Source organism: Pseudomonas sp. SM4 (assembly GCF_051913165.1).
Taxonomy (GTDB): Bacteria; Pseudomonadota; Gammaproteobacteria; order Pseudomonadales; family Pseudomonadaceae; genus Aquipseudomonas.
Genome location: NZ_JBODOE010000003.1, coordinates 181,448 through 196,692, shown reverse-complemented (window position 1 = coordinate 196,692; position 15,245 = coordinate 181,448). Strand labels below are relative to the sequence as shown.

12 protein-coding genes and 1 tRNA gene are annotated in these 15,245 nt (G+C 51.7%); 4 read left to right on the top strand and 9 right to left on the bottom strand.

Annotation, left to right across the window (positions count from 1 at the left end; translation table 11 throughout):
* Positions 1-89 precede the first annotated feature (89 nt).
* The 5 genes from secF to queA all read right to left on the bottom strand — a co-directional run bounded on the left by secF (position 90) and on the right by queA (position 5,523).
* Positions 90-1,004 carry a protein translocase subunit SecF gene (gene secF, locus ACQ4MY_RS06585; protein ID WP_008084669.1) on the bottom strand — a complete coding sequence of 305 codons (915 nt, stop codon included), beginning with the start codon at positions 1,002-1,004 and terminating at the stop codon, positions 90-92.
* A 9-nt stretch (positions 1,005-1,013) separates the two neighbouring features.
* Positions 1,014-2,882 carry a protein translocase subunit SecD gene (gene secD, locus ACQ4MY_RS06580; RefSeq protein WP_158829282.1) on the bottom strand — a complete coding sequence of 623 codons (1,869 nt, stop codon included), beginning with the start codon at positions 2,880-2,882 and terminating at the stop codon, positions 1,014-1,016.
* A gap of 64 nt (positions 2,883-2,946) precedes the next feature.
* Complete coding sequence (gene yajC / locus ACQ4MY_RS06575; RefSeq protein WP_003227923.1) at positions 2,947-3,285, bottom strand: preprotein translocase subunit YajC; 339 nt, start codon at positions 3,283-3,285, stop codon at positions 2,947-2,949.
* A gap of 43 nt (positions 3,286-3,328) precedes the next feature.
* Positions 3,329-4,444: a tRNA guanosine(34) transglycosylase Tgt gene (gene tgt, locus ACQ4MY_RS06570; RefSeq protein ID WP_162130783.1), complete on the bottom strand. Its 1,116-nt coding sequence runs from the start codon at positions 4,442-4,444 to the stop codon at positions 3,329-3,331.
* A gap of 14 nt (positions 4,445-4,458) precedes the next feature.
* On the bottom strand, positions 4,459-5,523 hold the full coding sequence (queA, locus tag ACQ4MY_RS06565; RefSeq protein ID WP_008084675.1) for a tRNA preQ1(34) S-adenosylmethionine ribosyltransferase-isomerase QueA: 1,065 nt from the start codon (positions 5,521-5,523) through the stop codon (positions 4,459-4,461).
* 108 nt (positions 5,524-5,631) lie between these two features.
* On the opposite strand from queA, the gene ACQ4MY_RS06560 reads away from it, so the two are divergent.
* Positions 5,632-5,716, top strand: a tRNA-Leu gene (locus ACQ4MY_RS06560).
* 602 nt (positions 5,717-6,318) lie between these two features.
* Positions 6,319-6,564, top strand: coding sequence for a hypothetical protein (locus ACQ4MY_RS06555; protein ID WP_440094451.1), 246 nt, complete (start codon positions 6,319-6,321; stop codon positions 6,562-6,564).
* Positions 6,565-6,626: 62 nt separating this feature from the next.
* Here ACQ4MY_RS06555 and ACQ4MY_RS06550 read toward each other — a convergent pair whose 3' ends face one another.
* The 3 genes from ACQ4MY_RS06550 to ACQ4MY_RS06540 are packed head-to-tail and all read right to left on the bottom strand — an operon-like array spanning position 6,627 to position 8,306.
* Positions 6,627-6,983, bottom strand: coding sequence for a DUF7079 family protein (locus ACQ4MY_RS06550; protein ID WP_440094449.1), 357 nt, complete (start codon positions 6,981-6,983; stop codon positions 6,627-6,629).
* A complete protein-coding gene (locus ACQ4MY_RS06545) occupies positions 6,968-7,750 on the bottom strand; it encodes a hypothetical protein (RefSeq protein ID WP_440094448.1) in 783 nt (260 codons plus the stop codon). The genes ACQ4MY_RS06550 and ACQ4MY_RS06545 overlap by 16 nt, the downstream gene beginning before the upstream one ends.
* 10 nt (positions 7,751-7,760) lie before the next feature.
* Positions 7,761-8,306 carry a PAAR domain-containing protein gene (locus tag ACQ4MY_RS06540; protein WP_440094446.1) on the bottom strand — a complete coding sequence of 182 codons (546 nt, stop codon included), beginning with the start codon at positions 8,304-8,306 and terminating at the stop codon, positions 7,761-7,763.
* 1,166 nt (positions 8,307-9,472) lie between these two features.
* On the opposite strand from ACQ4MY_RS06540, the gene ACQ4MY_RS06535 reads away from it, so the two are divergent.
* On the top strand, positions 9,473-11,542 hold the full coding sequence (locus ACQ4MY_RS06535; protein ID WP_440094444.1) for an ATP-binding protein: 2,070 nt from the start codon (positions 9,473-9,475) through the stop codon (positions 11,540-11,542).
* Positions 11,539-12,969: a DNA cytosine methyltransferase gene (locus ACQ4MY_RS06530; protein WP_440094442.1), complete on the top strand. Its 1,431-nt coding sequence runs from the start codon at positions 11,539-11,541 to the stop codon at positions 12,967-12,969. Before ACQ4MY_RS06535 ends, ACQ4MY_RS06530 begins: the two co-directional genes overlap by 4 nt.
* A 57-nt stretch (positions 12,970-13,026) precedes the next feature.
* Here the strand turns inward: ACQ4MY_RS06530 and ACQ4MY_RS06525 are convergent, their stop codons facing one another.
* A complete protein-coding gene (locus ACQ4MY_RS06525) occupies positions 13,027-15,123 on the bottom strand; it encodes an ATP-binding protein (protein ID WP_440094440.1) in 2,097 nt (698 codons plus the stop codon).
* Positions 15,124-15,245 lie beyond the last annotated feature (122 nt).

Below are 15,245 nucleotides of genomic sequence, written 5' to 3'. Positions count from 1 at the left end.
CCCGCGCTTCTCCCAGCCTTGGAGCATAAAAAAAGGCGCGAGTTCAACTCGCGCCTTTCTTGGGCTGACAGCCGGGAAAACGATGACCGTTATGGACGGTCGTCGACTTCCTTCTCGGTGTTGGCCGGAGGAATCAGATCCTCGGTGGTCAGGTTCAGCCAGATCAGCACCACGTTGGCGATGTAGATCGACGAGTAAGTACCCGCCAATACACCGATAAACAGCGCGATCGAGAAGCCGAACAAGTTGTCACCACCAAAGAACAGCAGCGCCGCGATCGCCAGCAAGGTCGAAATCGACGTCGCCATGGTCCGCAGCAGGGTCTGCGTGGTCGAGATGTTGATGTTCTCGATCAGCGTCGCCTTGCGCAGCACGCGGAAGTTCTCACGAACCCGGTCGAATACCACGATGGTGTCGTTCAGCGAGTAACCGATGATCGCCAGCACCGCCGCCAGTACGGTCAGATCGAAAGTGATCTGGAAATACGACAGGATACCTACGGTCACGATCACGTCGTGAATCAGCGAAACGATGGCGCCGACCGCAAACTTCCACTGAAAGCGGAAAGCCAGGTAGATCAGGATGCCGCCGAGCGCCAGCAGCATGCCGAGGCCGCCCTGGTCGCGCAGTTCTTCACCGACCTGCGGGCCGACGAACTCGACACGCTTGACCGTCGCCGGGTTGTCGCCGCCGAGCTTCTGCAGCGCTTGCGCGACCTGATGACCCAGCTGCGGGTCTTCACCCGGCATCCGCACCAGCAAATCGGTAGTCGCACCAAAGCTCTGCACGATGGCTTCGTGGTAACCGGAAGTTACCAGCTCTTCACGCACCTTGGTGACGTCGGCCGGACGCTCATAGGTCAGCTCAATGAGCGTACCGCCGGTGAAATCCAGACCCCAGTTCATGCCCTTGTGGAAAACACTGAACAAGGCAATGACCGTGAGTAACACTGTGACGCCGAACGCAACGTTGCGAACGCCCATGAAGTTGATTGTACGTAACATGGCAGCCCCTTAAATCCACAACTTCTTGAAGTCACGTCCGCCAAAGATCAGGTTGACCATTGCGCGGGTCACCATGATGGCCGTGAACATCGAGGTAAAGATCCCGAGGGACATGGTCACTGCGAAACCTTTGACCGGGCCGGTGCCCATGGCAAAGAGAATCCCGCCGACCAACAAGGTAGTCAGGTTGGCGTCGAGAATCGCGGTGAATGCCCGGCCGAAGCCTTCGTTGATTGCACGCTGCACGGTCATGCCGGCGGCGATCTCTTCACGGATCCGCGAGAAGATCAGCACGTTGGCATCGACCGCCATACCCATGGTCAGCACGATACCGGCGATACCTGGCAGGGTCAGTGTGGCACCCAACAGCGACATCAACGCCAGCAGCAGCACCATGTTCACCGCCAGTGCGACAGTGGCAATGACGCCGAAGAAGCGGTAGATGGCGATGATGAACAGCGACACGAACAACATGCCCCACAGCGACGCATCGATACCTTTGGTGATGTTGTCAGCACCCAGGCTCGGGCCGATTGTGCGCTCTTCAGCGAAGTACATCGGCGCGGCCAGACCACCGGCACGCAGCAGCAGCGCCAGCTCGGACGACTCACCCTGACCGTTCAGACCAGTGATGCGGAACTGAGCACCCAACGGCGACTGAATGGTCGCCAGGCTGATGATCTTCTTCTCTTCTTTGAACGTCTGAACGGCGACGTCTTTCTCGACACCGTCGACCACTTGCTTGGTGTAAGTGGTAACCGGACGCTGCTCGATGAAAATCACTGCCATGCTGCGACCGACGTTCGAACGGGTCGCGCGGCTCATCAGCTCGCCACCGTGACCATCCAGACGGATATTCACTTCAGGCGTGCCGTGCTCACCGAAACCGGCCTTGGCGTCGGTCACCTGGTCACCGGTGATGATCAGACCACGTTCGATCTGCGCAGCGGGACGATTGCCTTCACGGAACTCGAAAGTCTCAGAGGTGGCTTTCGAAGCACCCGGCTCAGCAGCCAGACGGAACTCAAGGTTGGCCGTCTTGCCGAGAATACGCTTGGCTTCGGCAGTGTCCTGCACGCCCGGCAGTTCAACCACAATGCGGTTGGCGCCTTGACGCTGAACGATCGGTTCGGCAACACCCAGCTCGTTGACGCGGTTACGTACCGTGGTCAAGTTCTGCTTGATGGAGTATTCACGGATTTCCGCCAGCTTGGCCGGGGTCATCGCCAGACGCAGCACCGGTTGACCGTTGAGGTCGGCCGGAACAATGTCGAAATCGTTGAAGTTTTTGCGGATCAGTGCACGGGCCTGCTCGCGGGAATCTTCATCGCTGAAGCCCAGCTGAATGGCACCGCCCAGTTGCGGCAGGCTGCGATAGCGCAGCTTCTCTTTGCGCAGCAGGCTCTTGACGTCGCCTTCGTAGACTTTCAGGCGTGCATCGAGGGCTTTGTCCATGTCCACTTCCAGCAGGAAGTGCACACCACCGGACAAGTCCAGACCCAGCTTCATCGGGTGCGCGCCCAGATTGCGCAGCCATTGCGGGGTGGTCTGTGCCAGGTTCAGCGCGACGACGTAGTCATCACCCAATGCCTTGCGCACAACGTCTTTGGCCGGCAGCTGATCTTCAGCCTTGGTCAGACGGATCAGGCCGCCCTTGCCATTTGCCGCCAGCGTGGCCGCCTTGACGTTGATCCCGGACTCCTTGAGCGCAGTGCTCACACGATCCAGATCAGCCTGATTGACTTGCAGCGCAGTGCTTGCACCGCTGACCTGAATGGCCGGGTCATCGGGGTATAGATTCGGAGCGGAATAAATCAGACCGATCGCCAGCACCGCCAGGATCAGAATGTATTTCCACAGAGGATATTTGTTCAGCATCACGCCGCCCGTTATGACGCGGGGCGCCTTGCGCGCCCCGTCGATTGAGTAGAAGTTGTTGCTCTTAGATCGCTTTCAGCGTGCCTTTTGGCAGCGTGGCGGCGATGGCGCCTTTCTGGAACTTCATTTCCACGGTGTCGGAAACTTCCAGAACCACGAAGTCATCGGCAACTTTGGTGATCTTGCCGGCGATGCCGCCAGTGGTCACAACTTCGTCGCCCTTCGCAAGGCTGCTCAGCAGGTTCTTCTGCTCTTTGGCGCGCTTGGCCTGTGGACGCCAGATCATCAGGTAGAAGATGACCAGGAAGCCGACCAGGAAAATCCACTCGAAGCCGCCGCCCATTGGGCCTGCAGCAGCCGGTGCAGCTGCGTCAGCCATGGCGTTAGAGATAAAAAAGCTCATTTAGCACTCCAGTTGCAAATGTTGAATCTTGGGGTCAGAAAACTCAGTCCAAAGGCGGAACGGGGAGCCCGCGTTTGGCGTAGAAGGCATCGACAAAGGCGGCCAATGTACCCTGTTGAATAGCCTCGCGCAAACCAGCCATCAGCACCTGATAATGGCGCAAGTTATGGATGGTATTGAGCATGCTTCCCAGCATTTCGCCGCACTTGTCCAGGTGATGCAGATAAGCGCGAGAGAAGTTCTGGCAGGTATAGCAATCGCAGGTCGGATCCAGCGGCGATTCATCATGGCGATGAAACGCGTTACGGATCTTCAGCACGCCGGTATCAATGAACAGATGCCCATTGCGGGCATTACGGGTTGGCATCACGCAATCGAACATGTCCACACCGCGGCGCACACCCTCAACCAGATCTTCCGGTTTGCCAACGCCCATAAGGTAACGAGGTTTGTCAGCCGGCATCATGCCCGGCAGATAATCCAATACTTTGATCATCTCGTGCTTCGGCTCGCCCACCGACAGACCACCAATGGCCAGGCCATCGAAGCCGATTTTGTCGAGGCCTTCGAGCGAGCGCATGCGCAGATCCTGGTGCATGCCGCCCTGAACGATACCGAACAGCGCTGCGGTGTTTTCACCGTGGGCATTTTTCGAACGTTGAGCCCAGCGCAGCGACAATTCCATGGAGATCCGCGCGACGTCTTCGTCAGCCGGGTACGGCGTGCATTCGTCAAAAATCATCACGATGTCGGAGCCGAGATCGCGCTGAACCTGCATCGATTCTTCCGGGCCCATGAACACTTTGGCGCCGTCGACCGGAGAAGCGAAGGTCACACCCTCCTCCTTGATCTTGCGCATTGCGCCGAGGCTGAACACCTGGAAACCGCCGGAGTCAGTGAGGATCGGGCCTTTCCACTGCATGAAATCGTGCAGGTCGCCGTGCTCCTTGATCACTTGGGTACCAGGGCGCAGCCACAGGTGGAAGGTGTTGCCCAGAATGATTTCCGCGCCAGTGGCGACGATGTCACGTGGCAACATGCCCTTGACCGTGCCGTAGGTGCCCACCGGCATGAACGCCGGGGTCTCGACGGTGCCACGCGGGAAGGTCAGACGACCACGACGGGCCTTGCCATCGGTGGCAAGGAGCTCAAAGGACATGCGACATTCGCGACTCATTCTGTTTCCTCTGGGCCGGTTTCTTTAGGGGCAGTAGGTGCGGGATTACGGGTGATGAACATCGCATCACCGTAGCTGAAAAAGCGGTAACCGTTGTCGACGGCGGCCTTGTAGGCGGCCATGGTCTCGGGATAACCGGCAAAAGCCGACACCAGCATCAACAGCGTGGATTCCGGCAAATGGAAATTGGTCACCAAGGCATCGACCACATGGAACGGCCGGCCCGGGAAGATAAAGATATCGGTGTCGCCACTGAACGGCTTGAGCACGCCATCGCGCGCGGCACTTTCCAGCGAACGCACGCTGGTGGTGCCGACAGCAATCACTCGACCACCGCGCGCACGGCACGCAGCGACTGCGTCGACCACGTCCTGGCCGACTTCCAGCCACTCGGTGTGCATATGGTGATCTTCAAGCTTCTCGACGCGCACCGGCTGGAACGTCCCCGCGCCCACGTGCAGCGTGACGAACGTGGTCTCGACGCCCTTGGCGGCAATCGCCTCCATCAGCGACTGATCGAAATGCAGCCCCGCCGTCGGCGCCGCCACCGCGCCGAGACGCTCGGCGTACACGGTCTGATAACGCTCGCGATCCGAGCCTTCATCCGGGCGGTCTATATAAGGAGGCAACGGCATGTGCCCGACGCGGTCGAGCAGCGGCAACACTTCTTCGGCGAAGGCCAGCTCGAACAACGCATCGTGACGCGCGATCATTTCAGCTTCGCCACCACCGTCGATAAGGATCTTCGAACCCGGCTTCGGCGACTTGCTGGAGCGCACATGGGCCAGCACGCGGTGCGAATCGAGCACGCGTTCGACGAGGATTTCCAGCTTGCCGCCGGACGCTTTCTGCCCGAACAGCCGCGCCGGAATCACCCGGGTATTGTTGAACACCATCAAATCGCCCGGGCGCAAATGCTCAAGCAAATCAGTGAATTGACGGTGTGCAAGGGCGCCGCTCGGCCCATCAAGGGTCAGCAGGCGACTACCGCGACGCTCGGCCAAAGGGTGGCGGGCGATCAGCGAATCAGGGAGCTCGAAAGTAAAGTCAGCAACACGCATGATGGGGTTCGTCTAGCAGGGCCGGAAAGTTTAGCGGAAATATCGAAAATAGACCATGAAACGTGATTGACCAACGGTAATCTCATCTCTATACTTCGCCGCCATTGAGCCCTGATGGCGGAATTGGTAGACGCGGCGGATTCAAAATCCGTTTTCGAAAGGAGTGGGAGTTCGAGTCTCCCTCGGGGCACCAAAATTAAGAAAGGTCTTGCTAAGCAAGGCCTTTTTTTTCGCCTGCCGAAAAGTGGGTAGCTATCCTTTCCTCGTTCACTCCCTACGCGGCCATGCCTGCGCTGCGCTATCAAATTTGAAATTAATCAGCACGACTGCCGGTTGTTCAATTTCACACCGCCTGCTCATTGCGCTAATCCTTTGTCTCAACGAATTGAAAACCTCGAGACCGAAATGGACATAAGAAGTGTCGAGTTCAGCGCATACATGCGCCCCCCACTGAAGCCTGCGAATTTCTCCTGACTTTATCCAATCGGCTGCGCTAGCCAGCGCATGCAACGCGCAGCGCTGATCAAAGCTGAGTGACAGGCGCCCGACTCCTTCCCGTTCGACAAAAACACTTTAGATACAAATCTCCGAAGCTAACAAACGCTGACGCCATGTTCGGGCAACCATTCTGCGCCGCTCGTGGTGAGGCTTTATCGCCCAATTGTTCCTAGCATTCGCCATCGGGCAAGCACGCCTTCTCCTCGCTCGCGTGCGTATAAAACCCGCCTGTACCAGCAGGCAACTTCGAGGGCGATGCGATCTTGGCGCGACTGCGCCAGGTGATCGAGCGGTTCGGTGAAAGCCGCTTCACGCGCTTGGAATCGGCGGCGGCAAAAATCGATTAGAACGGGCCGGCGCCCAGGCGCAGCTCCGACCGCCAACACACGCAAACCACGGGAACTCAAGGTCTACAAAAACCCGAACAATGGTGAAGTCAGCGAAACAAAGGGTGGAAATCACAAGGCGCTAAAAGAGTGGAAAGCAAACACGGCGCTGACGTCATCGACGGATGGCAAAAGAATTAACAACCGACTCACCTGAAAAAGGGCCTGAAGGGCCCTTTTTTAAGCGTTTTTAGCCAAAACGAAAATTTTGTCGCCCGCCTAAAGCCGGAAGACGATTTCCTTCCAAATGTACTCGTAGTTATATTGCAGCCAGCGAACGAGCAACTTATCAAATTGCCTGCGAAACCAATTATTTTTCCTCGCGGCATGCCTTTCTTCGATCATGGCATTTAGGGAGTCTGGATCGAAGCCTGTCCATACTGTTGGAAGCACTGCCGCAATATTAGTAAAGCACACAGGAGCAACGTCGGAATAAAGAATCTTGTAGAGAATATTAGGGTCTACACCTCTCACCTGCTTAGCGATGTAATCGTAATCAACTGGAAAATCATTGAAAGGATCTGAAAGTGCGACTCTAATCTTCGTCAACTCAGACTTACTCAAAGAATGTCCCAATGCGAGAACTCCTCTAATTCCTCATCAAGCGAGTCCGCTGCCGCCCCGCCTGCGAGGCCCCCGGCGACGGTACCCAAAAATACAATGGCAAATGCACAGATCGGAGCGCCAGGACCGCAGATAACGCTGACTCCCAGCCCTGCAAGAAGACCACCGGCCGCGCCGCCACTCACAATGAGGCCTTGACGCGCCGTTTCCTTCTGCTTGTTTTCAGCATTTAGAATTTGATACGTCGCCAGAGCGGCGGTTACTAAGATGCCAAGCTTGCCCATCATCCGCATAGTCTTGGTGCCCTTTGAGAACCTCGCGTCATCTCGTCCGGCGGCCTCCAAAACTGTGTAATGGACCTTGCTCTGCTCCGAACGTGAAAGATTTTCGTAAGTCTTTTGGAAAAGTTCCTTCGAATAGCGATCAAGAATTGCCTGAAGCGGTCGGCCCGCTGCTTTTTTTCGCTGCACGACGGCAAGGCCCTGTGCGGAGGTAACCTTGCGGTGTTCCATCAGAATTTTGTTTCGCATCTCATGACTAAACTGGACACCTTCTAGCGCTGAAATCTTCCCAGATTTCACATCGGCTAATGTCTGCAGTGACATCCGCTTTATGTTTCTGAGATAGTTCGCCCTGACTTTTTCGTCAGAGATAGCATCTAGTGAGAATCTGAGAGCAGTGCCCTCCATCAATTCTAAGGCTCGGTCGAGGGGAGAATCCTGTAAAGCGTGTTCACGTTGGACGACGTAGCTGCCGGTAACGAGATAGGGTTCTGTCATAGGATGTTCCTTATCCTAAAATACGGTTCAAAAAACTCTCAGTTAGCGAAGATGCATTACTGGAGGCGTCATCTTCGAATTTAATCATCACGCAAGTCCTACCGGACGGGTTCGAAAATTTCACAGCGTTTTGTCCGTCGAACACACCCGGAAGTGATGAACCATCGTCGAAATGCGCGGTACAGGATAAGCCCTCGTAGCTTTCGTCAGCGGGAATTTTGAAACCAATCCAGCGCGCATAACCAGTCAACAGCGCCGGTGGAACGAATTCGCAGGGAGTGTGAGTGCCACCGATAATTACAGTGCCTGAACCACCTATTACAATTCCACCGTGCAAACCTCCTGTATCAATGGTTGCTGCATTCTTGCCGTTAATGAAAACCGTCGGCGATAGCGCTGTAGAGAGTGCACTGCCGCAGGTACATGTGTCGCCTTGCCGCGCAGCTGGAAGGCCGTCAAAGAAAACGTCAGGTGACCCTGATGCAATGGGGTTGGTGCCATGTCCCGGCAGAGGACAGTCATATGAATCACTTTTACGCGCTGCAGGCTTCGCCACGTTGACTCCTTGTCATGATCATGTGTGACTTGACCTTACCAGAAGGCGAAAGCTAAGTCCCACCTAGGAAGAGTTCCCACACTTAGCCAGAAGGATCAGTTTCTTCCCGCCACCGACATCAGCGCTTAGCTATAAGCGAACGAACATTAAGAGGCTGCTATCGGCATGAAGCGGACGATCATAGCGAGAAATTAATTAGACTAGCACCTCCAATATTTAGAATAGGTGGCAGCAAGAAATAGACGTCGGGTATAGATCCACTTCCGCTTTATTAAAATCTTTTAAAGTCTTCGATTATTCCACATCACCTACTCAGCCTGATGAAGCTGGTGCTTCCAAAAGAAGGTGAAGATTTCCACAGTTGGAATTGGCGCGAGCTGGCGGATCGATCCGGCCAGTACAGCGTGCAAGACATCCTAGCGCTTTAACCAACTCAGCCACTTTAAACAGCCTGCACACGCAGGCTGCTTGAAACCCCTGTCGAGCCTTTAGATCATGAATACTCAATTTGAAATTAATGCTGGCGCAAATACGAATGACGTTATTAAATCGCGAACAAGCCATTTAAAATGGTTTGCTCGACATCTTAGATATAAAACCGAACAAATAACAAGAGCCCAGACGATGACTACCGATCTTATCAATTAAGGCAGAAATAGCCGTATAGAAGGCCGTCTAAAAAACAGTTGTTGGCGCTGGACATGTACGGGATACGACCATTCAAACCACCACGACCCACTATACGTATCAATACATACACTAACAAGAATCAAAAACCATTCAAATTTTTCTCAGATTTGTCTGACCAAGCAAACAATATAAGAGGATTTAGTACAGCCTTCTTATCCCCCATTTAAAAACACATAAAAACCCCAATTCATACAGTTAGCGATATAGTCCGCAACGATGCAAAATCACCTAAAGCCAAATCTGCGCAACTGCATCCTGATGCCGCTGTATTTATGTAGTGTGGCTGGCCCCCATATCAATGGTGAGGCAAGCGTCAGCCCGCTCTTCGCCAGAGAAGAATGCACGAACCGAAGATCCAGGCTCTCTGTCGGCATTTTTTGAGAATTTTCTTCCTACCATGCAATAATTATTAGATTAAGCTGATTCCTGTCTAAGGACGCGGCCCGGGATATAGCCGCCACCAGAAGGAATTGCCTATGCCGATCTCTGACCAGTCAACATTCCTCGTCCCCGCTCAATCCACCCTCGCTCAAGAATCACCTTATCGCCTAAGGATATCTAGGCTAACGGTCGACAAATTGGGTGTAAAACTCTACGACAAGGCAAGTGCAGTGGTGGCTGAGCTCATCGCTAACGGATATGACGCAGACGCCGAAACGGTCACCGTACGCCTCCCCCTAAACATTCAGCTAGCATCGCAATCCGGCGGCGTGCTGGCTGATCTAGGACATGTGATAGATGTGGAGGATGACGGCCACGGGATGTCACCAGAAGAAGCGAACGATTTTTTTCTAAGGGTTGGCGCCGACCGGAGAGCCAGGCTCGGCCAAGATGGAGGGAAATCAAGACAGAAGAAACGCCCTGTAATGGGGCGTAAGGGTATAGGAAAATTAGCACCTTTCGGAATTTGTAGGAAAATTGAAGTGTGGTCTGCGGGTGGGGAAAAGACACCCAAAGGCTATGCCATAACCCATTTCCACATGGATTTCGACAAAATTGTCACAGACGAGGATGATGCTGTACCGTTGGAAATTGGCGACGAGGATCTAAAATGGAGTCCTAAATCCGGCACGCGGATTCGGATGACATCTTTTTTAGCTAAGCGTGTCCCAGATCAAAAAACCTTCCTGCGACAGCTATCTGTGAGATTTACCTTTGCCAAGCCAGACTTCAGAATTGTAATCGTTGATAAAAACAAGCCAGAAGATGAACCCGTTACGGTGGACCCATTAGATATTCCGCTTCTCCCAGGTACCCGTGTCGATGTATCTAGTAGGCCAGTTATCGCCGATGACGGTACTATGCTCGCAGTTACAGGTTGGCTGGGAATGGCCAAAGAAGCGTATAAAAACGAAGAGATGATGGGCGTGAGAATTTACGCACGGGGAAAAATTGCGGGGGTCACTCGTGATTTCAATCAACCGGCGGGCTTCACTGGCGAATTTGCAATGCGCTCATATCTTGTCGGGCAAGTGGAGGCAGAGTGGCTCGATCTTGACCAAGGAGAAGATCTGGTTCGAACCGACCGTCAAGATATACTGTGGGACTCCGATTATGGCCAGCTACTTCGTAAGTGGGGTGCTGAGCTTATCAAGGAAATAGCCCGCACTTCTCGAGAGCCCCGCCGAATTCGGATTAGAGATGAATTCCTCAAGAAATCCGGCATTGAAAGTAAAGCCAAAGAGCGTTTCGGAGATAGAGAAGTCGCGCGTGTAGCGATTGAGCTTGCAAAAAAATTCGGTGGATTTGCAGCTGAAGATGAACTCAACGATGAAACTTATGTCGAGGACCTGTCTCAAATTATTCTCTCCGTTGCGCCGCATCAAGCCTTAATGGAAGCTTTTCACGAATTCACCAATCAGGCGATCAAAGGTGAAGCCTCGTTGGATCAAATGCTAGACATATTTAATAAGGCTCAAATTGCTGAGCTTGCGTCATACGCGCAGATAGCAGCTCAACGTGTACGAGTAATAAAAGACTTAGAACGCATCATCGATGAATCCATGGATGAGAACCAATTCCAGGCTCTTATTGCCAAAGCTCCCTGGCTTATCGAGCCATCTTGGACCGTCATCACAAAAAATCAAAGTTTGAAAAACTTCAAACATGCATTTGAAGCATTTTGGAAGAAACAGCATGGAACTGTAATATGTTTAGCTATCGGCTACGAAGACAAACGCCCAGACTTTACGCTTGTTACTATCGACGGACTTTTACACATTGTCGAAATAAAAAAAGCGTCACATACACTGGATGATAGCGACTTTGAACGACTTATAAACTATCACGATGCGTTCAAACAATTCTTTGAAGAAAACAAAATCACAGTATCTGAGTTTTATCGTGAGTGGCGAATAGACTTGGTAGCGGATGGCGAAAACTTAAAAAAAAGCGCAAACAAGCATACCTATCAAAGTTTTGAAAACAGTGGAAGAATGAAACGCGTAACATGGCGAGATTTTCTTAGTCGCGCAAAAAAAGTCCATGAACAATTTTTGGATGTCTACGAGCTAGGCAAAGAAAAAAGACAAGGCAACACGATATGAAAAAGCTGCGAGCAGTAAGCTTATTCTCTAACTGCGGAGCTGGCGATGTCGGCTATCGGAAAGCAGGGTTTGAATTTGAAGTAATGGCCGAACTAGATCCGCGAAGACTAGAGGTTTGCCTATTAAATCATGACGGAGCGGAAGGAGTAGCTGGGGACTTAAGAGTTACTTGGCCAACCGTCATAAAAAAATATAGATCTAGAGCTGGAAAAGCTCGTCCAGCTCTTCTCTGCGCCTGTCCTCCGTGCCAAGGAATGAGTTCAGCACGCTCCGGAAAGGGAAGCCATGACGATCCCGAAGCAGGTTCAAAAGACGAGCGTAACCTCCTTGTCACCATTGTCGCGAAAGTCGCCCTAGAGCTACAGCCGGGAATTTTGGTTGTAGAAAACGTACCGGCCTTCTTTTCACGCAAGGTGCACCACCCCGAGGATAAAGAGCCTGTCTCTGCTGCGAATTATCTAATAAGTACGCTTGCTGACAACTATGTCGCCTTTCCCATTATTACTGACTTATGTGACTTTGGTATTCCTCAATCTCGTAATCGAGCGTTTCTCACACTAGTTCGCAAAGACTTACCTGGCTTAAAGGACATGTTAAAAATTGGACGTGCTCCTTTTCCTAGAGCTACACACACCCTAGATGTCGGCAATAGTCGGCCCGTTACAATTATGGAGGCTCTCGATAGCTTTGGCTTACCAGAGCTAGATGCAGCCACATCAACTTCAGCAACTGCTGTGGAGTACGCGGGCTTTCATTCCGTTCCTGTTTGGAACGAGCGAATATATGCAATGGTAGCTGCGATACCTAAAGCATCAGGTAAAAGTGCTTGGGAAAATGAAAGATGTATCGATTGCGGCCCCGTCAATGTTAACGCTGAATCAATTGTGTGCCCAATTTGCAGATCGCCTCTATTGAGACCTATCGTCCAGGACGAAGGGACGTATCGCTTTGTAAAGGGGTTCAAGAGCAGCTACCGTCGAATGCATGCCGAACGACCAGCAGCTACAGTGACCACCGCAAGCGGCCATATTGGTAGCGACTATACAATTCATCCAACGCAGAATCGCCTACTCAGTCCTATCGAATGCGCCCTTTTACAAACTTTTCCCTCTGATTTTAAATGGGGAAACACACTGAGTAAGTACGGACATTCAAACGTTCGAGAAATGATTGGTGAGGCAGTTCCACCGGCATTTACGAAAATGCACGGACAAGTGCTGCGGAGCATTTTCTTGAGAAAATGGGAAATCGCACCTATGCCACAAAGTGACGAGCGCGTTAAAAAAGGCTGGGATAAATTAGCCGTAGCTGCTCGCAAAGACGGGCGTACTGACCCTAGAACCTTTTTCGACCTAAACACTTTTCAGAAACTGAGTAAAGAAAAAAACACACCCTCAACTTTCGAAACATCTGAATGTAATCTTTGATCATTCCGACAATTTAGCTGCGCGAATATACTATTCGCGCAGCTGCTCACCTTCGAATCACTTAGGTGAACCCGGTACAGGCTTAAGCTTGGTTACCAAGTCGCGCAACAGCGGCTCTCTTTCACTCATTTGAGTCAGGAAATCTTGCACAGCTTGCCCACCCAATTCACAAACCTGCTGTACTCGGGAATCATCACCATATGGGTCCGTACCGACCAAGAGGGCACTAAGCAAATCCATATGCCCACGGCGCGACCGAAGCAAAACATTATCCCAAGTTTCAAACTTAATCACTTCGGATTCAAGCCTCGATATATAAGGAGCATGTGAACCCGCTACTAGAAGCCCAGTTACAGTAGCGGTTTGAAACCGTGAAGACAAATATAAAACGTATGAGTGAAGCTGTTGATATTCTTCATTTTCCGCTACATCGCCTGGCCCTTTCAGCTCCACAATCAGTATATCCCTATCTTCCGGAGTTCCAAAAAAAACAAAGTCGGGCAGCGTTCTATCTGCCGGCATTGCCGGAAAAGGATTTCGTTTATCAATAAGGTGCGCTTCATCTTTAACAATGGTTGCTAACGCTTTACGATAGACGTATTTTTCGTATTTTGTGTTTAGAATCCAAGGAAAACTTTCGATTAACTGCTGAAGCTGGGTTTCTTGCCCCTTGAGAATATGCCCGTGAAGTTGCGTTAACGCAAACACCCGCAAAGAGAATGCTACGGCCAGCGAAAGGCTTTCTGGGACAAGCTCATCGTTTAGCCTATTAATTGAGCCCACAAATCCGTCCGGCTCGAACGTAGTCACTTCCTTCCAAAGCTCTTTAATGAGCTTACGGGCGGGCTCGTGGACCCACGCTTTGGCTGCGGCCTCAATCAATCGGATTTTTGCTTCCTGATCCTTACCGAGACGCGGAGAAACGTCACTTATCAATGATGCGAGATGAGTTTTTTCTGATGCACGCAATTTAATATTAGGCGACTTTTCAATAACGCGATTTATTAACTCTTGATCTTCCTTATCGGAAATCTCTCTGCGTTTTTTCTCGTATTCTTTAATCCAAGACAAAACTGATTTTGCCCCCCACTCATGTAAAGACTCTAAGTCAGGATCCTCCCAATTAACGCTAGTGCGATCTGTCGAAATAGTGTCTTGCTGCAATTCATCTATCCAATCGGCCTCGACAACGGCGTACATATATCGAGAAAAAATCTCACGACCTTTGACACCGAAAAAGAAAGGTCTGTCTTGGCCAATTTTCCCGTGAGCATAGACCCCCACCCCTGCCTCTTCTTGTGACCATGTTGCCGACTTTACGAACCCAACCCAGTATTTTATCTTTTTCTCGCCTTGGGGAGTACTCAGAGACTGCTCTAACATACCTTCCGAAGGTATACGCAACTCCCACTCGGGGAAAGCGTCGCCTTCACCGAGAACGTCCCCATTGATATGAACTTTAAAATCAGGTCTAGTGAGGGTGACAGTAAAGCGTCTTCCTAAAGACTCACGCAATTGAGTTACCGGAATAGAGCGCTTTGAAGTTAGCTCTGTTGCGAAAATTAAAGTTCCAGACTTAGTAACCTCAATAGCCTTACTAAATCTGGCAAGCGTCTTTTCCATCTCTGGAAATTCGTTATTTTTCAATTCCGCCAACGGCACCTGATCTGCAACAATTCTCGGTGCGTATATTGCTGTCGCCGAAACGTCTTCATTTTCCGACTGCAACATCAGGTTGTAATCGAATCTTAGCCACATCACTGACCCTTCGTGGACCGTAACCACATGGACAATACGTGCGACGCCGAACGGTGCAAGCTTTCCAATTCCTTTGCGGCCCATGGGATAACGCGATTCGACTTTCTTAACATCTTCTGGTCTAGGCTTGGGTCTTCCCACTACCAAATAATTGCTAACCAATAACGCTTTGCTCATTCCTACGCCATCATCAAACACACTGATCGCGTCAGGTATACCAATATCATTGGTTAACAAATCAACATAAACATTTTTGGCCATTGCATCCCAAGAATTGGACACAAGCTCGGCTAAAACATTCGTAGGCTTATTCTGATATAGCTTTAGGCCTAAATGCTCAATCACATTATGCGCAAATCTAAGGGTGAGGGGCACATTCTTTAGGGGGTCAGTCACTATATCCAGCCTTCCATTTCGTGCTCGCGCTTTGTCCAGGTCTACATGACCATCCCTGCGCTTTGTGGGTTAATGGCCACTAGAATGCCACGCTCTTCCTGCGATTGCAGCTTAAGACATCA